General features: G+C 71.0%; 20 protein-coding genes and 1 pseudogene. 11 read left to right on the forward strand and 10 right to left on the reverse strand.

The window, feature by feature from the left end; translation table 11 throughout:
* Positions 1 to 14 precede the first annotated feature (14 nt).
* The 4 genes and pseudogenes from LV79_RS33380 to LV79_RS33390 all read left to right on the forward strand — a co-directional run bounded on the left by LV79_RS33380 (position 15) and on the right by LV79_RS33390 (position 2,554).
* Positions 15 to 878, forward strand: coding sequence for a hypothetical protein (locus LV79_RS33380; protein ID WP_253842324.1), 864 nt, complete (start codon positions 15 to 17; stop codon positions 876 to 878).
* Entirely contained in the window at positions 868 to 1,539 is a 672-nt protein-coding gene (locus LV79_RS33385) for a leucine-rich repeat domain-containing protein (protein ID WP_253842325.1), read from the forward strand. Before LV79_RS33380 ends, LV79_RS33385 begins: the two co-directional genes overlap by 11 nt.
* Positions 1,427 to 1,771: pseudogene (locus LV79_RS34925) on the forward strand (DNA topoisomerase IB-related protein); the annotation flags it as partial. The gene LV79_RS33385 and the pseudogene LV79_RS34925, both read left to right, overlap by 113 nt.
* 6 nt (positions 1,772 to 1,777) lie before the next feature.
* On the forward strand, positions 1,778 to 2,554 hold the full coding sequence (locus LV79_RS33390) for a DNA topoisomerase IB (protein ID WP_308208981.1): 777 nt from the start codon (positions 1,778 to 1,780) through the stop codon (positions 2,552 to 2,554).
* Here LV79_RS33390 and LV79_RS33395 read toward each other — a convergent pair.
* Both LV79_RS33395 and LV79_RS33400 read right to left on the reverse strand, forming a co-directional pair.
* Positions 2,534 to 4,915, reverse strand: coding sequence for a glycoside hydrolase family 65 protein (locus LV79_RS33395; protein ID WP_253842327.1), 2,382 nt, complete (start codon positions 4,913 to 4,915; stop codon positions 2,534 to 2,536). The genes LV79_RS33390 and LV79_RS33395 overlap by 21 nt on opposite strands.
* Positions 4,912 to 5,646: an HAD family hydrolase gene (locus LV79_RS33400; RefSeq protein ID WP_253842328.1), complete on the reverse strand. Its 735-nt coding sequence runs from the start codon at positions 5,644 to 5,646 to the stop codon at positions 4,912 to 4,914. Before LV79_RS33400 ends, LV79_RS33395 begins: the two co-directional genes overlap by 4 nt.
* Between LV79_RS33400 and LV79_RS33405 the strand changes: the two genes are divergently transcribed.
* Both LV79_RS33405 and LV79_RS33410 read left to right on the forward strand, forming a co-directional pair.
* Entirely contained in the window at positions 5,645 to 6,142 is a 498-nt protein-coding gene (locus LV79_RS33405; protein ID WP_253842329.1) for an STAS domain-containing protein, read from the forward strand. The two genes, LV79_RS33400 and LV79_RS33405, sit on opposite strands and share 2 nt — an antisense overlap.
* Positions 6,143 to 6,465: 323 nt before the next feature.
* Positions 6,466 to 6,723 (forward strand): WhiB family transcriptional regulator, encoded by a 258-nt coding sequence (locus LV79_RS33410; protein ID WP_253842330.1) that lies wholly within the window; start codon positions 6,466 to 6,468, stop codon positions 6,721 to 6,723.
* A 10-nt stretch (positions 6,724 to 6,733) separates the two neighbouring features.
* Here the strand turns inward: LV79_RS33410 and LV79_RS33415 are convergent, their stop codons facing one another.
* On the reverse strand, positions 6,734 to 7,516 hold the full coding sequence (locus tag LV79_RS33415; protein WP_253842385.1) for a SigB/SigF/SigG family RNA polymerase sigma factor: 783 nt from the start codon (positions 7,514 to 7,516) through the stop codon (positions 6,734 to 6,736).
* A 17-nt stretch (positions 7,517 to 7,533) separates the two neighbouring features.
* On the reverse strand, positions 7,534 to 7,860 hold the full coding sequence (locus LV79_RS33420) for a hypothetical protein (protein ID WP_253842331.1): 327 nt from the start codon (positions 7,858 to 7,860) through the stop codon (positions 7,534 to 7,536).
* Between the two features lie 252 nt (positions 7,861 to 8,112).
* On the opposite strand from LV79_RS33420, the gene LV79_RS33425 reads away from it, so the two are divergent.
* Genes LV79_RS33425 through LV79_RS33435 form a run of 3 tightly spaced genes read left to right on the forward strand, consistent with a single transcriptional unit; the run spans position 8,113 to position 9,061 of the window.
* Positions 8,113 to 8,511, forward strand: a complete 399-nt coding sequence (locus LV79_RS33425) for a phage holin family protein (protein ID WP_253842332.1) — start codon at positions 8,113 to 8,115, stop codon at positions 8,509 to 8,511.
* The gene (locus tag LV79_RS33430) at positions 8,508 to 8,792 is read left to right on the forward strand and encodes a DUF3618 domain-containing protein (RefSeq protein ID WP_253842333.1); all 285 of its coding nucleotides are present in this window, start codon (positions 8,508 to 8,510) and stop codon (positions 8,790 to 8,792) included. The genes LV79_RS33425 and LV79_RS33430 overlap by 4 nt, the downstream gene beginning before the upstream one ends.
* 2 nt (positions 8,793 to 8,794) lie before the next feature.
* Positions 8,795 to 9,061, forward strand: a complete 267-nt coding sequence (locus LV79_RS33435; RefSeq protein WP_253842334.1) for a DUF4235 domain-containing protein — start codon at positions 8,795 to 8,797, stop codon at positions 9,059 to 9,061.
* Between the two features lie 4 nt (positions 9,062 to 9,065).
* Here the strand turns inward: LV79_RS33435 and LV79_RS33440 are convergent, their stop codons facing one another.
* Positions 9,066 to 9,263 (reverse strand): hypothetical protein, encoded by a 198-nt coding sequence (locus LV79_RS33440; protein ID WP_253842335.1) that lies wholly within the window; start codon positions 9,261 to 9,263, stop codon positions 9,066 to 9,068.
* A 101-nt stretch (positions 9,264 to 9,364) separates the two neighbouring features.
* Here LV79_RS33440 and LV79_RS33445 point away from each other — a divergent pair, with 101 nt between their 5' ends.
* Entirely contained in the window at positions 9,365 to 11,299 is a 1,935-nt protein-coding gene (locus LV79_RS33445) for a SpoIIE family protein phosphatase (protein ID WP_253842336.1), read from the forward strand.
* Between the two features lie 732 nt (positions 11,300 to 12,031).
* Here the strand turns inward: LV79_RS33445 and LV79_RS33450 are convergent.
* The 5 genes from LV79_RS33450 to LV79_RS34750 form a co-directional block, all read right to left on the reverse strand.
* Positions 12,032 to 12,520 carry a hypothetical protein gene (locus LV79_RS33450; protein WP_253842337.1) on the reverse strand — a complete coding sequence of 163 codons (489 nt, stop codon included), beginning with the start codon at positions 12,518 to 12,520 and terminating at the stop codon, positions 12,032 to 12,034.
* Positions 12,521 to 12,940 (reverse strand): hypothetical protein, encoded by a 420-nt coding sequence (locus LV79_RS33455; protein WP_253842338.1) that lies wholly within the window; start codon positions 12,938 to 12,940, stop codon positions 12,521 to 12,523.
* A gap of 35 nt (positions 12,941 to 12,975) precedes the next feature.
* On the reverse strand, positions 12,976 to 14,463 hold the full coding sequence (locus tag LV79_RS33460) for a CYTH and CHAD domain-containing protein (protein WP_253842339.1): 1,488 nt from the start codon (positions 14,461 to 14,463) through the stop codon (positions 12,976 to 12,978).
* A 101-nt stretch (positions 14,464 to 14,564) separates the two neighbouring features.
* On the reverse strand, positions 14,565 to 15,680 hold the full coding sequence (locus LV79_RS33465) for a carboxylate-amine ligase (protein ID WP_253842340.1): 1,116 nt from the start codon (positions 15,678 to 15,680) through the stop codon (positions 14,565 to 14,567).
* A 268-nt stretch (positions 15,681 to 15,948) separates the two neighbouring features.
* Positions 15,949 to 19,647, reverse strand: a complete 3,699-nt coding sequence (locus tag LV79_RS34750) for an nSTAND1 domain-containing NTPase (protein WP_253842343.1) — start codon at positions 19,645 to 19,647, stop codon at positions 15,949 to 15,951.
* A gap of 211 nt (positions 19,648 to 19,858) precedes the next feature.
* Here LV79_RS34750 and LV79_RS33475 point away from each other — a divergent pair, with 211 nt between their 5' ends.
* On the forward strand, positions 19,859 to 20,290 hold the full coding sequence (locus tag LV79_RS33475; protein ID WP_253842344.1) for a nitroreductase family deazaflavin-dependent oxidoreductase: 432 nt from the start codon (positions 19,859 to 19,861) through the stop codon (positions 20,288 to 20,290).
* Positions 20,291 to 20,329 lie beyond the last annotated feature (39 nt).

Genomic DNA, 20,329 nt, shown 5'->3' on the forward strand with positions numbered 1-20,329 from the left:
AGGACCCGGCGAGGATGTCGTCGACCGCGGGGCAGGCGGTGGTGGACGCCGTCGGGGACATGACCTATGTCGTGGCGCTCGGCCCCGGTTACGGGAAGTGGGACGGCCTTCCGAAACAACGGCCTGACCCGGATCTCAAAGCAGTTGTCCACAGCATGAAGCTGCTCCCGTTCCTGCGGTCGATGGTCCGGGAACGGGTGGCCGGGGGGATCACCTGGCGGCGGTTCTGCTGGTTGTGGGACCACCAGCAGGGCAGTCGGGACTACATCAAGGACCGGTTCCGCGCGCTCGACAGCAACATGCACGAGTGGATCCCGACGGACATGATCAAGGAGGTCGTGGCGGGCGCCCTCGACCACAAGCGGCTGAACACCGTGCAGGACGGCCTGGACTGGCTGGCGCTGCACCACGCTCTCCGGTCGCCGACCAACCGGGTGATCTGGCAGGTGGTCGCCAACGGGGTGATCGACCTGGGTGCGCACCCGGGGACATTCGCCACCGTGGCTGACAAGAAACCCACGTTGACCGCGGGAACGGAAGATTTCCACAAGAAGCTCCGCGCTCTGTACCGGGACAACAAGCGGGGAACTGCCACGGCCTTTGTCGAATTGTTGATCGAGATGCACAAGGCGGACGCCAGTGCTAGCGTCTCCAGCCATAAACTGATCTGGAATGGCGTGCTGACCGGGTTGGCGCCGCAGTTGTGGAACGCGCCGGTGGACGCACTGTTCAAGGTGGCGCCAGGAGTGTTCGCGCGGGACATCACCATAGCGTGGCTGTCTGATACCCAGGTCGAATCATTCAAGGGTGTGGGACAGGATTTCGAGAGGGCAAAGGGTGCGATCGTCCCCGAGAGAGGATCAGCAGGTGGACCCTGAGGTGCACAACTCGCTCACCCGGATACTCGGACACGCGGCGCCGTACGAGTGGGCCGAAGTGGATCGCGTCGACTCGGTGCTGGTGCGGTTCGCCAAGTCGGTGGACGGGCTGTCCGACCTCCCGCGGTTGGGCGCGCTGGTCCTGTCCGCCCCCGATGTGACCGCGATCCCGGACCTCGCGGACTTGCCGCTCCTCTCGATCCTGGAGGTCTCCGACAGCGACGTCACCGATGTGCGGGCACTCACCACAGCCACTCGCCTCCGGGATGTCTCCCTGCTCAGGAACAAGATCACCGACCTCGTGCCGGTCCTGGACTGCGCCCGCCTCGAATCCTTGGACGTCACCGGCAACCCGCTGTCGGAGGACTCTTACCGCCGTGTCCTGGCCGAACTGCGCGACAGGGGGGTTCGGGTAGTCGCATCCCAGGAACGGGAGTGGAGGCTGACTCTGGCCCTGCACGCCGCGGGCCTTCCGTTCTCCTATTACCTGGGCGGCGACGACAGGCACCTGTTGTCCCGCCCCGGCGTGACCCGCAGCCCGTACCCGCATGTGGGCCACATCAACGTGCCGCCCGACGAACTCGAGCACCTTCTCGACCACGACCCCGCGGGTATCGAGCCCTTGTTCGACGATCCCGATCGAGTGCTCTGGCACCTGTGACCAGGTTTTATCCGCTGTGGCCCGGGGAATACCGGGGCTCGTGCGGTTGCGGCGTAGTGATTGTGGGTCCGCGGGGATTCGGCGGAGGCGGGTGGGGCGGGGGTTCTCGTACACCCGGGATGACGGGCGGGTGGTGACGGGGGAGGAGAAGGAGCGGATCCGGGCGTTGGCGGTGCCGCCTGCTTGGGGGGAGGTGTGGATCTGTCCGTTTCCGACGGGGCACATCCAGGCTGTGGGGGTGGATGAGGCGGGGCGCAAGCAGTACCTGTACCACGAGCAGTGGCGGGTGGATCGGGACGCGGAGAAGCACGAGCGGGTGTTGGTGTTGGCGCGGCGGTTGCCGGGGGTGCGGGAGAGGATCGAGGCCGATCTATCCGGGCGGGGGTTGACCAGGGATCGGGTTCTGGCGGGTGCCTTGCGCATCCTGGACCGGGGTGTGTTCCGGGTCGGGGGTGAGGAGTACGCGGAGGAGAACGATTCGCGTGGGGTGTCGACGCTCCTGAGAGGACATGTGGTTCCGCGCAACGGCCAGCTGTACTTCGAGTTCCCGGCCAAGAGCGGGCAACAGCGTGTCGCCACGATCAAAGACCCGTTGCTGGGCAAGCTTATCGTCGCCCTGCGCAAGGGCAAGAAGGACGACGACCGGCTGTTTTGCCACAAAGACGGGGAAATCCGGGCCGCGGAGGTCAACGAGCGGTTCAAGGAGTTCGCGGGGGACGACTTCACCGTCAAGGACATGCGGACCTGGACTGCCACCGTGTTGGCCGCCACCGAGTTCGCCGCCCACGATGGGCCGCCGAGCAAGCGCGCGGTCTCGGCCGTGATGAAGGCGGTCGCCGAGCAGTTGGGCAACACCCCCGCCATGGCCAGGAAGTCCTATGTGGACCCAAGGGTGGTCGAGGCGTTCACCGACGGCCGCACGATCCAGACCGCGCTCAAGCGGCTCGCCGGGAAGGGGCCGGACGAGATCCGGGAGCCGCTCGAGCGGGCGGTCCTACGGCTCCTGCGTACCTGAGTCGCCCGCCTTGGTGCGGCGGCGCGGCTCCCGGCCCGGCGGGGCGGACGGCGTGGGGAAGTCCGGGGGAGCGGGGATCGGCAGCGTCACCTCGCCGTCGACCACGACCGGGGAGCCGTGGTGGCTGGTGTGCACGGGGTCGCCGGAGATCAGCCGGTAGGTGGCCTCCTCGCCGGTGATCTCGACCTGCAGCCGGCTGCCCTGGAAGCACATCCGGAACGCCACCCGCTCCAGCGCCGACGGCAGCCGGGGCGCGAACGTCAGCTCGCCGCCGTGGTCCCGCATGCCGCCCAGACCGGCCACGATCGCCTGCCACGCACCCGCCAGCGACGCCATGTGCAGGCCGTTGGCCACGTTGTGGTGCAAGTCGTTCAGGTCAGTTAGCGCTGCCTCGGCCAGGTAGGCGTAAGCGAGGTCCAGGTGACCGCACTCAGCCGCGACGACCGACTGAGTCCCCGCCGACAACGACGAGTCGCGGACAGTGCGAGCCTCGTAGTAGGCGAAGTCACGCGCCTTCTGTTCTAGCGTGAACGCGTCCCCACGCAGGTGCAGGGCAAGAACCAGGTCGGCCTGCTTCACGACCTGCCTGCGGTAGAGCTCGAAGTACGGGTAGTGCAAGAGCAGCGGGTACTTCTCTGCCTCGGTCCCCTCGAAGTCCCACTCTTCGTGCGCGGTGAACCCCTCGGCCTGCTCGTGTACCCCGAGCATCTCGTCGAAGGGGATGCGCATCCGGTCCGCCGCGCGCGACCACTCCTCTATCTCCGTGGCGCTTACCTCGAGCCGGTTCGCGACCCGCGGGTTGCGCTCGCACGCCGCGATCGCCTCGCGCAGGTTCTTCTGCGCCATCAGGTTCGTGTAGATGTTGTTGTCGACCACCGCCGAGTACTCGTCCGGCCCGGTGATCCCGTCGAGCCGGAACCCGTCGTGCGGGTCGTGGTGGCCCAGCGACCGCCACAGCCGCGCGGTCTCCACGAGCAACTCCGTGCCCGCTTCCCGGTCGAACTCGGTGTCGAGCGTCGCCGCGTGGTACCGGGCGACCGCGTCGGCGATGTCAGCGCTGACGTGGAACGCCGCCGTCCCCGCGGGCCAGTACGCCGAGCACTCCTTACCGTTGATCGACCGCCACGGGAATGCCGCACCGCGCTTACCCAGCACTGCCGCGCGCTCTTGCGCCAACGGCAAGGTCGCGTGCCGCCACCGCAGTGCGTCTCTAGCCGCCTCCGGCATCGTGTACGTCAACACCGGCAGCACAAACGTCTCGGTGTCCCAGAACGCGTGCCCGTCGTACCCGGGGCCAGTCAGCCCCTTACCCGGGATCGCGCGGCTCTCCCCGCGGGCCCCCGCCTGCAAGATGTGGAACAGCCCGAGCCGCACCGCTTGCTGCAACTCGTCGTCGCCGTCGATCTCGACGTCCGCGGCCGCCCAGAAGTCGTCCAGGAACGCGCGCTGCTCGGCCAGCAGTCCGTCCCACCCGGTCTGCAGCGCCCCCGCCAGCGCCGCCTCCACCTGGGCGCGCAGCGCGGGCCCCGAGCGGGTGCTCGACCAGCCGTACCCCAGGTACTTGGTCAGCCGCAGCACCCCGCCGACCGGGATGTCCGCCGCCACCGTCAGCCGCGCCAGGTCGTCCTCGGCGCTCACCTCGGTGCGCAGCCCGGGCAGGTCCTCGACCTCGTGGTCCATCCCCGCCGCCAGCCGCAGCCCGGACTCCTTGGTCCGGTGCACCAGCACCGCCCGCAGCCCCGAGCAGTGGCTCGACTCACCGGCCAGCGGCGACTTCAGCGCCAGCGCCACCCGGGGGTCGCGGGTCCTGCTCTCGATCGGCTCGTTGGCCAGCAGGTCCGACTGGACCACCAGCTGGGTCTCCTCGGGCCCGCCCGCGTCCCCACCGACCGCCTCGACCTCGTAGCGGATGGCCGCCACCGCGCGCTGGGTGAACGACACCAGCCGCTGGGTGCGCACCCGGACCCGGCGACCGGTCGGCGACTCCCACAGCGTCTCGCGGGTCAGCACCCCGGTGCGGAAGTCGAGCGTGCGGTGGTGCTCCAGCGCCCGCCCGTAGCGCATGTCCAGCGGCTCGTCCTCGACCAGCAGCCGGATGATCTTGCCGTCGGTCACGTTCACCACGGTCTGCCCGGCCTCGGGGTAGCCGTACCCCGCCTCCGCGTAAGGCAGCGCGTGCTCCTCGTAGAACCCGTTCAGGTACGTCCCCGGTAGCCCTACCGGCTCACCCTCGTCGAGACTGCCGCGCAACCCCACGTGCCCGTTGGACAGCGCGAACACCGACTCCGTGCGGTGCAACTGGTCCACCGCGAGGCCGCTCCACCGCAGCTCCCACGGTGCTAGATCGAAACCGCCGCTCACTTCGCCCCGTTCAGCAAGTCCGCCAAGTCGTCGACCACCACGTCGGCCCCGCGCTCCAGCAGCTGGTCCGCCTGGTCAGCCCTATCGACGCCGACGACGTAACCGAACCCGCCCGCGCGACCAGCCTCTACCCCCGATAGCGCGTCTTCGAACACCGCGGCCTCACCCGGCGCCACTCCTAGAGCGCGTGCACCGGCCAGGAACGAGTCCGGGGCGGGCTTACCGCGCAGCCGCTGCTCCACGATCGTCAGACCGTCGACGCGCACCTGAACGAACGGTGTTAGCCCTGCCACCTCTAGTACGTGCTCGCCGTTGGCCGAAGAGGTCACCACCCCGATGCTCAACCCCGCCGCGCGCGCCGCCTCCAGGTACGCGACCGAGCCCGGGTAGGGCTGCACGCCCTTCTCCTCGATCAGCCGCAGCAACGCGTCGTTCTTGCGGTTACCGACCCCGTTGGTCGTCTCCGCGTCGGGTGAGTCATTCGCGTCGCCCTCCGGAAGCCGGATCCCGCGCGAGGCCAAGAAGGTGCGCACACCGTCGGCTCGCGGCCTGCCGTCGACATAGGCGGCGTAGTCGTGTGGGGTGAACGGCGAGCGGTCGCCGTCAGAGCGGTGCGCGAGGAACTCGTCGAAAGTCTGTTTCCACGCGATCTGGTGCAAGGTCGCGGTGCTGGTGAGCACGCCGTCGAGGTCGAACAAGCAGGCCGTGACACCGTCGGGCAGACCGATCATGCCTGAACGCTACCGGCGCGACGGGTGGGCGGCAGGGCAACCGGTGGCCCGCCGCGTCGCTTTCGCGCTGCCGCCCACCCGGCGCGGCTGGGAGAATGCCGTCATGCCCGCCTCCACCCCCACCCCCGAGCCGGTCCCCGGCGCCGCGCCATCGCCGCCGCTGCTGGAGGTCACCGTCGACAAGCACCCCGAGGGGGCCGTCGTGGTCCGCGCGGGCGGCGAGATCGACCTGCTCACCGCGCCCCGCTTCGCCGACGCCATGGCCACCGCCATCGACGGCGGCGCGAGCCTGGTCGTGGTCGACCTGGACCGGGTGACCTTCTTCGGCTCGGCCGCCGTCGCCAACCTGGCCAGGGCCGCCGAGCGCGCCGACGCGGCGGGCACCGTGTTCCGGCTCGTGGTGGGCGCGTCGATGGCCACCAGGGTGCTGGAGATCAGCGGTCTTGCGGACCTGCTCGAGCTGCGGCCGACGGTGGCCGACGCGCTCGCGGGCTGAGCTGCCGGTTACCACCGGGTTACTGCGGAGAGTGACAGAGACCACCCCTGCTCGGGAACGCGCGGGGGTGGTCGCGCGTTGGACAGGATGTCGCCGCGCGGAGGAAGACCCGCGGACGTTTCCCGGAGATGTTCCCCCAACGTCGCTGGACGCACGCCCGTGTGCCCCCGCGATGGCGACTCACGCCGCCGACCGGACAACCCCCACCCCGTCCGGTCGGCGGCACCACCCAGCACCGTCCCGCACCGCCCCGATCACCGACCGTCATCACCCGGTTGTGGTCGGGGCGTTTCGCGTTCGGCCCACCCGGGTATCGCGGTGGGGTGAGGAGCGCCCTTGAGCCGTGGCAGGACCGCGGCGCCTGCCAGACCTTGCCGGTCGACCGGTTCTTCAGCCCGGACAACGAACGCGGACTCGCCAGGGTCCGCCGGGTCCGGGCCGCGAAACTGGTCTGCGCGCGGTGCCCGGTGCTGCGGCGGTGCCGCGACCACGCCTTGCGCACCGCGGAGCCCTACGGCGTGTGGGGAGGGTTAGACGAGCACGAGCGGGCCGAGATGCGCCGCGCGCGCAGCGCTGACTAGTCGTCGCTGGCTAGTCGTCGTCCTCGGTCATCGCCGCCCGCAGCGCGCTGAGCGTCTTGGCCAGCAGCCGCGACACGTGCATCTGCGACAACCCGACCTGGTCGGCGATCTGGGTCTGGGTCTGGTTGCCGTAGAACCGCAGCAGCAGGATCTTGCGCTCGCGGTCGGGCAGCCTGGCCAGCAGCGGCTTGAGCGTCTCGTGGTACTCCACGTCCGCCATGCCGCGGTCCTCGACACCGATCCGGTCCCCGACCGATCCGGTCGACTCGTCCACGCCGATGATCTCGTCCAACGACCGCGACCGGTACACCGCGCTCGCCTGGAGACCCGCGTAGACGTCTTCCACCGGTAGGTCCAACCGTTCCGCCAGCTCGCGCGGCGTCGGCGCCCTCCCCAGGTGCTGCGACATCTCGGCGGTAGCACCCGCGAGCGATAGATGCAGCTCCTTGAGCCTGCGCGGTACCCGCATAGACCAACTGGTGTCCCGGAAGTGCCTACGCACCTCGCCCATCACCGTGGGCACCGCGAACGACATGAAGTCGCTACCGCGCGTCGGATCGAACCGGTCGATGGCGTTGATTAGCCCTACCGTCGCTACCTGCAAAAGGTCATCGTAAGGCTCGCCGCGGTTCGCGAAGCGCCGCGCGACGTGTTGCGCAAGAGGCAAGAACGCGGTGACCAGCTCAGAGCGCAGTTTCGCCCGCCGCGTACTGGTCGGAGGTAGCGCCGCGAACTCCTCTAGAACCGGGTTGAGGTGGGCGTATCCCGAGTTATCAGCACGATCGCTTGCCATATCGGGTTGCGGTTGCGTCACTCCTGGCCCGTCCTGTTCGCCATGCCGAACTCGATGACCAGCTCCGAGAAGACCGGCCCTGGGCGCACCTCGTCGCGCACCCACTCGGCCAGCGAGGACACCAGCGTCCACCCGAGGCCCGAGCGCTCCAGCGGCACCTCGTCGAGCACCGGGACCACGCACCGCGCCAGCACGCCACCCTCGGCGACCTGCAGCCTGACCTCTAGCGTCCCGAACGGCACCGCGCGCCCCAGCAACATCGCGCACGCCTCGTCCACCAGCAGCCGCAGGTCCGCGATCGAGTCGATGTCGTAGTCGCGCCGCATCGCCACGGCAGCGGACACCGTTCGAACCAACGGCAGCTGGGAGTGGGAGGCGTCGACACGCAACTCCACTACCTCGCCTGTCCCCTGAGTAGGTCCGGGAGGGTAGGCGGGCGCCATCCTGCGGCGCGGAAAGTGCGGGTCGGTCACGGGTGCCGAATACCCAACTCGGGCACTCCCACACCTGTCACCGCTTCCCTTACCCCCTGCACGGGCGTGCACACGTGCCGACGCACAGGAGTAACCGCACGTGGTGGCGGGTAACCCAGGGGTATGAACGAGGCGAAACAAGAGCCCTCCACCGGAGAACTGGTCGGCAAGCTCAGCGAGCAGGTGTCCCGCTTGCTGCGCGACGAACTCGCGCTGGCCAAGGCCGAACTCAAGGACAAGGGCAAGCAGGCGGGGATCGGCGCCGCCCTCGGTGGCACCGCCGGGGTCCTCGTCTGGTTCGCCGTGGCGACGTTCGTGGCCGCCGCCGTCGCCGGGCTCGCGACCGCGCTGCCGGTCTGGGCAGCCGCCCTGATCGTCGCGGGCGCGCTGCTGCTGGTGGCCGGGGTACTCGCCGCCGTGGCGGCCAACCGGGTCAAGCACGCCACCCCGCCCATCCCGGAGCAGGCGATCAAGAGCACCCGCCAGGACGTGGCGACCGTGAAGGAGAGTGCCCACCGATGAGCAAGAGCGCCGAACAGGCCGCGCTGCGCGCCGACATCGAACAGGCCAGGGGTGAGTTGGCCGAGACGGTCGACGCGCTCGCGGCCAAGACCGACGTCAAGCGCAGGGTGGGGGAGAAGACCGAGCAGGTGCGCGGCGCGCTGACCGAGCGTGCCCACGAGGCCAAGGCCAAGGCCGGTGACGCCGTGGTGGTCGCCCGCCGCAACCCGGTCCCGGTCGCCCTGGGTGCCGCCGCGGTCGCCGCGCTGGTCGCCCTGCTCGTCCGACTGCTGGGGAGGTAGTCGTGCGACTGCTCTACCGGCCGTTGAGCCTGCTGATCAGCGTCCTGGGCGGACTCCTGGCGGGCCTGGTGTTCAAGCGGGTCTGGCGCGGGGTGACCGGTGACGACGAGGCGCCCGAGGCCACGTCACCGGAGCACTCGACCCGGGAGGTGCTGCTCGCCGCCCTGCTGCAGGGGGCGATCTTCGGCGTGGTGAAGGCGAGCGTGGACCGCGCGGGCGCCAAGGGGTTCCACCGGCTGACCGGCGAACACCTCGACGAGAAGGACTGATGCGTCAGTCCGGCGGCTCCTGGGCCTCGGGTTCGGGGGCCGCCGCGTCGGTCTCGTCGGCGCTGTCGGGGTCGGCCTCGGCGTGGTCGACCCGGGGGGCCTCGTGGGTCCGCTTGCTGGCGTAGTCCTCCAGCGGCTCGGTGCTGCGGTCGAGCAGGTCGTCGTCCGGCTTGGTGTCCGGCCCGTCATGGTGTTGGCTCACGCTGGTCGGGTATCCACCGCGGACCCCGCTCACACCGGTGGGGTCGATGTTGCGCGTCACCCGGGTGGGGGCCACGCTTGCCCGCGGGGACCAGCGTCGTGATGGGGGGCACCGAACTGCACGAGACCCAGGCCGCGGCGCTCGCGTTCGAGACGGCGCCCGCGATCATGTGGGTGTTCGCCGGGCCGGGGCACCGCATCGTCGCCGCCAACCGGTTGGCGCGCGCCAGCGTCGGTGACCGCCCGGGGCTGCTCGGCACCCCGGTGCGGGAGGCCGTGCCGGAGGCGGCGGGCCAGCAGGTGTTCGAGATGCTCGACCAGGTCGCGCGCACCGGCGAACCGCAGCTGGGTGTGGAGCGGCGGGTCGAGATCGACCTGACCGGCGCGGGTGACCTGGTCGAGGGCTACTTCACCTACAGCGTCGTGCGCGTGCCCGGCCCCGACGGCGACCCGGTGCTGGTCGCGCACGTCATCGACGTCACCGCCTCCGTCCGCCAGCGCCACGCCGCCCAAGCCGAGGTCGCCGAGGTCCGCCAACGCCTGGCCGCCGAGCGCCGCGTCACCCTCCAACTCCAGCGCAACCTGCTGCCGACAGGCCTGCCGCTGCTGCCGGACCTCGGGCTCGGCGCCGCGTACGTGCCCGCGGGGGAGTGGCTCACGGCGGGCGGCGACTGGTACGACGTGGTGACCATGCCCGGCGACCGGGTCGGTTTCGTGCTTGGCGACGTCGTGGGACATGGGCCGACGGCTTCCGGCGCGATGGGTCAACTGCGCGCGGTCGCTGCCGAGCGGTTGGTGCGGGGTGGCACGGTCAGTGAGGTCCTGCGCGCGCTCGACACCATCGCCCGGCTGTCCCCGGACGCGCGAGGGTCGACGGTGTGCGTAGTGGTGCTCGACCGGCTGACCAGGGTGCTGGAGCACGGCAGCAGGGGGCATCCGCGCCCGTTGGTGCTAGGTGCCGACGGAGTCCCGCGGTTCCTCGAGGGCCAGGTAGGGCCACCGCTGGCGTTCCTTGACAGTGACTCGCCTGTCTCTTACTCCACCCTGAGCCAGGGCGAGACTTTGGTGCTCTATTCGGATGGCGTGGTGGAGGCACCTGGGCGCGGGTTCACGGAGTCGCGCGATCGGCTCGTTGACTGCGTTGCCCACGTCGCGGTGCAGAACGCTGGCAACGACCCGCGAGAGTTGCCCGACCGCTTGTGTTCGGCGCTCGCCGCTCTAGTCGACAACCAGACCTCTCGCGATGACGTGACCGTTCTCGCTGCCACTGTCCTTGCCGGTCCGGCTCCACGGCTGGAGTTGGCGCTACCTGGCGTGGCTGAGCAATTGGTCGTCCTGCACCGTGAACTCAACGCTTGGCTTGACGCTCTCTCTGCCCACCGTGACGACCGCACCGCTATCGCACTGTGCGTCGTAGAGGCGGTCACGAACTCGATCGAACACGGCTACCGCGACCACACTGGCATCGTCACGGTCGTAGGCGAACTCGACGGCATCGGCGGCGTGACCGTAACCGTCGCCGACACCGGCACCTGGCGCGAACCCGTCGAACGCACCCCTTACCGCGGCCGCGGCATGCTCATGATGCGCGAATGCAGCGACCACCTCCACGTCGACACCGACGAAGACGGCACTACCGTCCACATGCGCCGCGCCATCCGCCGCCCCCCGGTACCGCTACCGGACTTCGACCCACCACACCCGGTCACGGCCCCTCACGCCTTGTCGGTGAAGACCGAGATCACCGGCACCACAATCCGCGTCTTCGCCACCGGCGTCCTCGACTCCTCCAACGCCCCGGAACTCCGAGCCGCCCTCCAAGAAGCCTCCCGCAGCGGCCCCGGCGAATGCCTCATCATCCTCGCCGCCGTAGACCTCCTCACCAGCGCCGCCCTCCGAGTCCTCTACGAACAGGTAACGGACCTCCGAGCCGCCAACCGAGCCCTCCGCCTCATCACACCCCCCGACAGCCCCGCCGCCGCAGCCTTCACCGCCAGCGGCCTAGACCACCTCCTCCCCGTCCACAGCACCGAATAACCCACCCTGCCCCTCGCGCCTGTTTCCCCCGCGCCCCACCAGGCTGGCCCGCCGAGCCACCCCCCGCTCCACCAGTCCCGCCCGCATCGCCCCACACGCCCACCCACCTTGCCTCCACGCGCCACCAGCCCCGACCGCTTTGCTGCCCCGCGCTCCACCAAGCCCGACACCAAGGCCGCCCACGCTCCACCAAGTCCCCGCCCCCCAGTCCCAGCCCACCCGCAACGACTGGCGAAGCCCCCACAACGTCGGCCCCCAAGCACCCGCCGACAACGTTGCCCCCAAGACGCCCGCCGACGACGTTGGCGCCCCGCGCTCCACCCGAGTCGCTGGTGCCAGGCCGGCTCGATGGGGTGGACTTGTTTTGTGTGGGGGGACGGTGCCCGTAGCGTCGTTCAGCGGACAGGGCCATGCTTTTCGGCCCCTGCTTTGCGGTCCTGCCGCGGGTGTCGTAGGGGCCCCGCGCAAAATAAGTTCGTCGCATCGAGCAAGGCTCGAAACTCGCGTCAATCCGATGGCGCAGCCGAGGCGTCCACCGCAGCGCAGCGGAGGCACGAGAGCCGGATTCCCCCAGCTCACAGCACACCCGCAAGATCAACCCGCCCCAAAGTCCCCCGAATACACAGCCTACCCAGGGGACGCAACGGCTGGAGAGTCTGAAAGTAGAGCCTGTGGACAACTCAACCCCTTGTGCGCAACCACGCGCGCAAGATCAAACTCCCCCCACCAGCCTCAAGCAACATCCCCAACCCCCAGCACCAAACCAGCCTCCCCCGACGACAGCCCGAAGTACCCCTCCACCCCCACCCGCTCAACCCAAAACGTCACATGAGCCTCCCAAAACGGCTGCTCAGTCGCCGACGTCCCCACACCTACAAACCCAACCACCGCCCCCACCCCCCGAGCAGCAGCAAGCATCCCCGTCACATAAGCCCAAGACCGCCGCACCAACAAGTTCAAGCGGTCCGCACCCTCAGGCAAGTCATAGTCAACAACCGACCGGCCGTTCACCGCGCCCTCATACCCCACAAGGTCACTGAACCCCGACCGCAGCCCCGAGTACGTAGCGCGCAACGCCGTAGCCACCACAGCGCCATCCGCCTCGACGGTCCACCCCAGCCCCGCCGCAGTGCGCATCCACCCAGCAGGTAGATCTGCCTCACTCACGCCAGCTAAGTCCACGTCCGCAAGCAGCGCCCGCATAGCGTCGTTGCAACGCACTCAATCCACCCCAAGAACTAGCGTTAACTCTGCCCGCTCCCGGTCAATAGTCAGCACAGGCTCAGCTGGCGGCGGTGGATACCGCGAGTGAGACGTCAGCAGCAGCACCAGTTCCCCATCCTCGAGGCCAGCGTTGCCGATCCCAAAAGTCAGCCTCCCACCGCTTTCCCTCAGGAACGGAAGGAGCTCGTCGGCGAAGTCAGCCAGGCCGTGCACCAGTTGTCCGTGGTAGTCCGAGACGTTCTCGGCGACATAGGTCAGGGCGGGGTTGAACTCGATGCCGAGTCGCTCCGTGAACACTGCCTTCATCGAGTCGGTCAGTTCTACCCCGCCGCCGAGGTGGTAGGTGTGGCCGTCGAAGCCCACGGTTCGGGCGATGTCGGCGCGGGGCATGGTGTCGACCACGATCTCGTGCTCCACCCACGGGTCCCCGAAACCGAGGATCTGCCAGACCACTACCGCAGCCAGCCCGGGCCCTTGACGCCCAGGACCTTCTTCCACACCCGCCCGAACGACTCCTCGGCGCGGCGGCCACGTGCCTCCTGGCGGGCGTACAGCACCCCGTAGGTGAACCCGTTCTCCCCGCTCAGGTGCGCCCGCACGCCCATCCCGCGCAGCGCGCCCCGGGCCACGGCCACGTCCTGCCGGACCCCCAGCACCGACTGCGACTTCTTGACCTTCTTCCCCCACCGCTCCAGCTTCGGGCCGAACGCGGGGGCGACGGCCTCCGCCGCGTAGCGGGCCTTCTTCGCGTCCTTGCGCACCTGGTGCAGCGCAGCGTCCCGATCGGAGGCGCTGTCCACGGCGGCGACCGAGGCCTGCAGCGTCCGCCACGCCTTGATCACCGGCTTGCGCAGCTGGTGGACGGCGGGCCGACGCGCCTTCTTCGTCCACGGCGGGTCGGCCAGGAGCGCGTCCAGGTCGCCGAGGAACGCGAGGTAGCGGTCACCGTCCAAAGCGGACAGCAGCTCCTTGCGCGCGTCCGCCTCGGTCCGGCTCAGCTCGGCGTCCACCTGCGCCGGGACAGCGCCCAGCACGTCCTCGGACGGCAGCGCACGCAGCTCGGCCGCCAACTCCGCCGCGAGCACCTCCGCGTCCCGGGCGGGCGACGCGATCCCGCCGATCCACTTCAGCTCCGCCCGCAGCGCGTTGACCCGGTCGGCGTCCAGCAGCGGCCGGAAAGCCCGCAACGCGCTGCGCAACCGGCGGCATGCGACCCGGAACTGGTGGATCGAGTCATCGGTGTCCAACCGGATGCCGGTGTCGTTGGCTCGAATCGCGGCGGTCTGCGCCAACAGGTACGTCACCGCGACCTCGGCGGCGGTCGGGTTCGACGACAGCGGGGCGGGCTTGCGCGGCCTCGCGCGGTCACCCAGCGCTTGAGCCAGCTTCGACGTCGACTTCGCGGGCGTGGCACCCAGCACGGCACCGACCGCGGCGAGGACGTCGAGGTCGGTGGCCTCCACCTCCAGTTCCCGCCACGAGTGGGACGTGCCGTCCACCGGGTGCGCCGTCACCGCGTCGTCGGCGATGAGGGCGATGGTCGTGCCGTCGGCGTCACGCAGGTCCCACTCGTCGCGGTGGGTGGTGATCCGCACGACCGGGGTCAGCGCGGCGCCGAGGGTGTGCGAGCGGACCAGGGCGGCCAGCGCGGCGGGCACCGTGGTCTTGGCGCGGCCGAGCGGGAACCGGATCTCGTCGCGCACGTGCGGGGCGACCGGGAGCTTGGCGTGCCACCCGGCGTCGTCGCCACCGGTGCGCCTGCGCAGCGTGATCCCGGCGCGGGCCAGCCGAAGGTCCTCGGTGTCGAAGTACGTGGCGTCCAGGTCGGCGCCGCGCGGACCCTCGCACGAGTGCACCGGACCCGCGCCGGTCAGGTCCGGCAGCGTGTAGTCCGCCGGTGCCTCGTACTTGCGTTCCGTTTCGCGCACTCTGGTAGCCACCCTCCCACTATTGCAGAGCCGGGCCAGCGGACCCGGCTCAACGCGGGGCACAGAAGAACCCCGGCGCCCATGTCAGGCGCCGGGGTTCCCGGTAGGACGGCCTATCGCGGCTGTAACCCCGCCAGGCTGGCGCCCTTCGTCTGCGCGGCGAGCATCGCCACCACACCGTCGAGCCCGGCGGCCCGCTGACGGGTCGCGCCATCGCCCGTCTCGTCCAGGGACGCCAACGTCGACCGCACGAACTCCAACTCGTCCGAGCGTCGCAGCGCGGGCGCGTGCCTGGCGACCAGGTCGGCGAAGATCTCCGGCGCGGGTCGGTACCCGTCCGACCACGGGTCTGGGACGACCGCGCCCCACCCGTCCTTGGCCGCCCGCCACTGCGCCGCCCGCACGACCTGCGTGGGTACCCGGGGGAAGTCCCGGTCGCCGTCGAGCGACTCGGCCACGATCGAGCGCACCAGCACCGCCAGCAGCGCGGCCTCCCGCGGGGTGGGCGCGACATCGCTGATCCGCGTCTCCACGGTCGGCTGGTCCTCCGAGGGGCGCACGTCGAAGTACACCATCTTGCGGTCGAGGATCGCCCCCGTGGCCAGCAGGTCCTCCACCAACTCCTCGTACTGCTCCACCGAGTCCAGGTACGGCGGCGGCCCCGCGGACGGCCAGCGCTCCCACAGCAGGTGCCGGGTGCTGGCGTACCCCGTGTCACGCCCGTCGTGGAATGGCGAGTTCGCGCACACGGTGATCAACGCGGGCAACCACAACCGCAGGTGGTTCGCCGCCCGCAACGCCGCCGCCGTGTCCTCCACACCCACGTGGACGTGGCACCCGCAGGTCATCCCGGCGAACATGAACTCGCCGACGTGGGCCGTGATCTGCCGATACCGCGCCCCGGGGCCGACCGGCGTGAAATCCGGCTGCTGGTGCGGCACCGTCCCCGTGGCCACCAACAACGCCCCCTGCTCGCGCGCGGCCCCTGCCAACGCCCCGCGCAACTCGGTCAGCTCTTCAACGACCTGGTGAGCGGAATGGCAGATCCCGGTCGCCGACTCGACCATGGCCCGCAGCAACTCCGGCTTCAGGTCCGGGTCACCGTCAACAGCCGCGGCCCCGCGCTCGGCGGTCTCCGGCCCCTGGTCCACAAGCCTGCCCGCCGCGTCGACCAGGAAGAACTCTTCCTCGACGCCCACGGTCAGCGTGGTCGAGTCGTCGATCGCCACTCGGTGTCCTCCTCGTTCTCGACTGCTGTGCGGTGAGTACCCGCTCAGCACCCACATCACCCTCGGACTATCCAGCCCGACACCCCGCCGGTTTCGCTGTAAAGACGGGGCCGGATAGGTCGCGGGCCTGCGGGATCCGCGGGTCTCGCGCCACACCCGCTGTGTCCTCAGTCGACTGTGGAAAGCGTGACCGGGTTCGCCCGTCGCCGGGCGTGGTGGCCACGCGGGCTCGCCCAGTCGACCTTCTGGGAACACCCCGCCCTACCGGCTACCCGCACCTGGTCAAGTAGTCCGCTCCCACCAAGATCCGGCACACGCGCGCCGCGACCACCTCGGGGTCGAGGTCCCACAGCCCGACGGTGCTGTCCGCGCTCGCGGTCGCCACGACCCGGCTGTCCGGGGTCACCACGACCTGGTTGATCAGCCCCGCGTGCCCCCTGATCTGCGCCACGACCGCACCCGTCGCGCTGTTCCACAGCCGCAGCACCTGGTCGTCGACGGTTCCGGTGATCAGGGTCCCGTCCTCGGCGAAGGCCAGCGCGCGCACCGCCGACCCCGGCTGACCGACCTCCCGCAGCGGGGCCCCGGTGTCCGCCGACCAGAGCCGGACCACGCCGTCCCCGTGCCCGGTGGCCAGGGTGCGGCCGTCGGGGCTGATGTCCATCGACACGACGCTCGCCGCGGTCCGGGTGAGCGCGGAGCGCGCGGTGAAGCCGGGCACGTCCCACACCTGGACGCTGTGGTGCTCCACGCCGTCGCCCATCTCGTACACCCCGGCGAGCAACCGCCGACCGTCCGGTGTGAACCGCACGACGTTCGCCGCGGCCGCGCGGCCGACCGGTGTCACCGTGGTGACCGGGTCGAGGTCGGGCAGGGTCCACACCTGGACCGCGTCGGACCCCCGCACCTCGGCCGTGCGCGACGGCGTGGCGATGAAACGGCCGTCCGGCGACACAGCAAGTGTCGACAGCAGCCGCCCCGGTACGGAGCGCACCAGTGGGCGGTCCGCTCCCGGTCGCCAGACGCTGATCTTGTCGCCCGCGACGCGGACCTCCGTGCCGTCCGGGCTGAACGCCACCGCGGCGAGCAGCGGGTCGCCCGGTGCTCCCGCGTCGGGATCGGGTCGCCGCACCGCCCGCGCTCTTCGGTCACCGAGGTCCCAGTGCCGGATCGACCCGTCCGCGTGCGCGGAGGCGATGGTGGTCCCGGCCGGGTCGACCGCGACGCCGGTCGCCGAGTAGTCGCCGATCTGGGGCACGTCGCCCTCGTACGACCGGCCGCCCCGCCGCACCACCGCCACCTCACCGCTGAGGAAGGACCCGACCAACATCGTCGATCCGTCCCGGGACAGCGCGAGCGTCGCCGTCAGGTTCGCCCCCACCGGGACGCTGTCGTCGATCCGCCGCTTCGAGGTGTCCCACAGGTCGACCACGCCGCGCACCGACGCCGTGGCGAGCAGGTCGGTCCCCGGCACGAACGCGACGCCTCCGCTGATCCCGGCGAACCTGTCGCCGCCGAGGGTGCCGCGCGCCGCCCCGGTCGCCGCGTCCCACAGCCGGATGCTCGGTCCCACGTTCACCGCGCTCAGCAGACCCCGGTCGGAGAACGCGACCGAGAGAACCGCCAACCCCTCGCCCGCCAGCGTGACCCGGTACAACGGGTTCTGGTCCCCGGCGCGGAACACGTCGACGACGCCCCCTTCCCGGCCCATCGCGAGCAGGGCGCCGTCAGGGCTGTACGCCAGACTGGAGACAAGTCCCCCGGCTGGCGCCGCGATCCGCCCGGTTACCTTGCCGGAGTGGGGTTCCCACTCGATGACGTCGCGGCCGTTGGCGCGGTCGACGCTCGCCAGCACCCGCCCGTCGGGCCGCCACGCCACCGCTTGGGTGCCGGGGAGCGTGTGCGTGAGCGCGCCGGTGCGCACGTCCCACACCCGCAGCGCGGGCGTGATCGAGGCCCCGCGCGTGCTCATCGACGCCGTCGCCAGCATGGACCCGTCCGGGGAGAACACGATCGAGTTGACCCCGCGCGTCTGCCCGGTGAACCGCGTGGGCAACGGCGTGTGGGTCGCGGTGTCCCACAGCTGGATCCTGCCCTCGACGCCGCTGAAGGCCGCCAGCGCGCCGTCCGGGCTGGCCGCCATCTTCAGGTAGACCATGCCCGGGCTCAGCCTGCCCGCGTAGGGGAGGGACTGGGTCGACAGCAGCGCGCCGCGGGCCTCCGCTGTGGGGGCGGTGCGCCAGGCCCGCAGGGCCAGGGTCATCGCTTCGCGCGGGTTCCTCGACATCGCGAGTCGGGCGTCGGCGGCGAGTTGGCGGGAGACGGCCTGTTCGCGCTCGTGCTCGGCGGCGGTGCGCTCCACGAAGGCGACCACGCCCGCGGCGAGGGCGAGCACCAGCGTCAACGCCACGGCGGTCAACCTGCGGCGGAGGCGGCGGTTGGTGCGGCGGGCGTCCGCGAGCGACGCCTGGGCGGCGTCGGTGCTGGCCCGCAGGAACCGGTGTTCGGCGGGGGAGAGGTCGGCGCGGTCCTCGGCCCACTCCTGGGCCGCGGTGAGCCGGGCGCCGCGGTAGAGGGCCTCGGGGTCGTGACCGGACGCGTCCCAGAACCCGGCGGCCTCGGTGAGCTGTTGGCGGAGCAGGATCTCGGCGCGGTCGCGGGTGATCCAGTCCCGCAGCCGCGGCCAGCCGTGCAGCAGCGCCTCGTGGGTGATCTCCACGCTGTCGTGGGTCTGGGTGAGAAGCCGAGCGTGGGTGAAGGCGTCGACCAGGCGCAGGTCACCGGGCCGCAACTGGGCGCGGTGGACGCGGCGGCGGGTGTCCTCGGCCCCGTCGGCGATGGCCACCAAGCGTGGGAACAGCGATCGGGCGAGGTCCTGGTCCTGCGGCGTGAGCTTGCCGAAGATGTCCTCCGCGGTGGTCGCCACCGCACGGGCGATGCCGCCGGTGGCCTGGTAGCCCCGCACGGTCAGCGTCGAGCCGTGCCGTTGCTGCCAGGTGACGCGGAGCGCGTGCGCCAGCAGGGGAAGCCGCCCGGCCTGACCGGTGCGCGTCGCCGACCCCAGATCGCGCAGCAGCAGCTCCACCAGACCCGGCTCGACCGTCAGCCCGGCGCGCTGGGCGGGGAACAGCACCGCCTCCCGCAGGTCCTCCTCGCTCATCGGACCGACCAGGACCTGTCCCTCGAACGCGGCGGCGCGCAACGGCGGGTACTCGGCGCACCGCGGGTAGAAGTCGGCGCGCAGGCCGTAGACCACCAGCGCCACCGGCGGTTCACCGGCGGGGCCCCGCCGCGCCAGCAGGTCCAGCACGGCCAGCACCGCGTGCCGCTGCCACTCGTCGCCGCAGGCGGTGAACAGCTCCTCGAGCTGGTCCACGATCACCACCAGCCGGACTCCCCGGCCCGCCGCCCGCAGCCTCGCCACCAGCTCGGCCGGGCGGTGCGCGACGAGGTCCGCCGCCCGCCCCGGGTCGGTGCCCGCCAGCGTCGCCAGGTACCGGGCCAGCACCTGGACCGGCTGCTCGGTCGGCGTCATCAACACCGACGGCCACGCCCGGGACCCCGGTACCGCCCCACTGGCCAGCGCGGGCAGCACCCCCGCCCGCAGCAGCGACGACTTCCCGGCCCCCGACGGCGCCACCACCAGCAGCGCGCCCCCCGTCTCGACCCGCTGGTCCAGCCGCTGCACGACCGCGGCCACCAGGTGCCGCCGACCGAAGAACCAGGCCGCCTGGTCCGGGCGGAACTCCGCCAGCCCGGGGTACGGGCACAGGTCGGCCACCGCGCCGGGCAGCACACCCCGAGCGCCCCGCAGCCCGTCCCGGAAGTGCAGGTGGACGTCACGGCCCGCCACGAACTGGTCGGCGTCCACGGTGTAGATCGCGACCGACTCGGCCTGCACCACATCGCCGGACACCGACCCGCTGATGACGTTGCGCACCGGGCCCGCGTCCTCCGTCGACCGCACCATCGTCTCCGCCTGCCTCGACCTCGGCGCCAGGACGATCCCATGCTGGCGCACTGCGCGGCCCGGGGCCCGGTCCCCGGGGGAAATGCCCACAAGTGGACGCGTGGCCGCCTTCGCTGTCCACCGGGCGAATGACGGACAGCCCGTTGCGAGCCGGGTTCACCTCGTCCGGTCGGGAATGAGTGGACGGCGTGGTGGCGTTGGGGTGGGTATGTCAGATGAGACTGCGAAGCGTGGCGTGCGGGACATGGTGCGGGAGCAGGTGGAGCAGGTCTTGGCGACCGGGACCACCGAGGGCATCGAGGTGCTCGGGGCACCGATCGTGCTGATGACCCTGCGTGGCGCGAAGTCCGGGGCGGTGCGGCACACCCCGGTGATGCGGGTCGAGCACGACGGCAAGTACGCGGTCGTGGCCTCCAAGGGTGGCGCGCCCGAGCACCCCACCTGGTACCACAACATCAAGGCGCACCCCGAGTTCCCGCTGCAGGACGGCACCGAGACCAAGGTCTACCTCGCGCACGAGGCCGAGGGCGACGAGCGGGCCCAGTGGTGGGACCGGGCCGTAGCGGCGTTCCCGTCCTACGCCGACTACCAGCTCAAGACCGACCGCACGATCCCAGTGTTCGTGCTCGACCCCCGGTGACGTGAGGGGGTCGGCGCCGCCGTCGACCCCCGTCCCCGC

This window comes from Actinokineospora globicatena (assembly GCF_024171945.1).
Classification (GTDB): domain Bacteria; phylum Actinomycetota; class Actinomycetes; order Mycobacteriales; family Pseudonocardiaceae; genus Actinokineospora; species Actinokineospora globicatena.

Excerpts from the sequence above, each read along its gene's own strand:
- LV79_RS33380 (WP_253842324.1), top strand. The coding sequence starts at position 15 with ATGTCGTCGACCGCGGGGCAGGCGGTGGTGGACGCCGTCGGGGACATG.
- LV79_RS33405 (WP_253842329.1), top strand. The coding sequence starts at position 5,645 with ATGCCTGAACGCTACCGGCGCGACGGGTGGGCGGCAGGGCAACCGGTG.
- LV79_RS33400 (WP_253842328.1), bottom strand. The coding sequence starts at position 5,646 with ATGATCGGTCTGCCCGACGGTGTCACGGCCTGCTTGTTCGACCTCGAC.
- LV79_RS33415 (WP_253842385.1), bottom strand. The coding sequence starts at position 7,516 with ATGGCAAGCGATCGTGCTGATAACTCGGGATACGCCCACCTCAACCCG.
- LV79_RS33425 (WP_253842332.1), top strand. The coding sequence starts at position 8,113 with ATGAACGAGGCGAAACAAGAGCCCTCCACCGGAGAACTGGTCGGCAAG.
- LV79_RS33430 (WP_253842333.1), top strand. The coding sequence starts at position 8,508 with ATGAGCAAGAGCGCCGAACAGGCCGCGCTGCGCGCCGACATCGAACAG.
- LV79_RS33445 (WP_253842336.1), top strand. The coding sequence starts at position 9,365 with ATGGGGGGCACCGAACTGCACGAGACCCAGGCCGCGGCGCTCGCGTTC.
- LV79_RS33475 (WP_253842344.1), top strand. The coding sequence starts at position 19,859 with ATGTCAGATGAGACTGCGAAGCGTGGCGTGCGGGACATGGTGCGGGAG.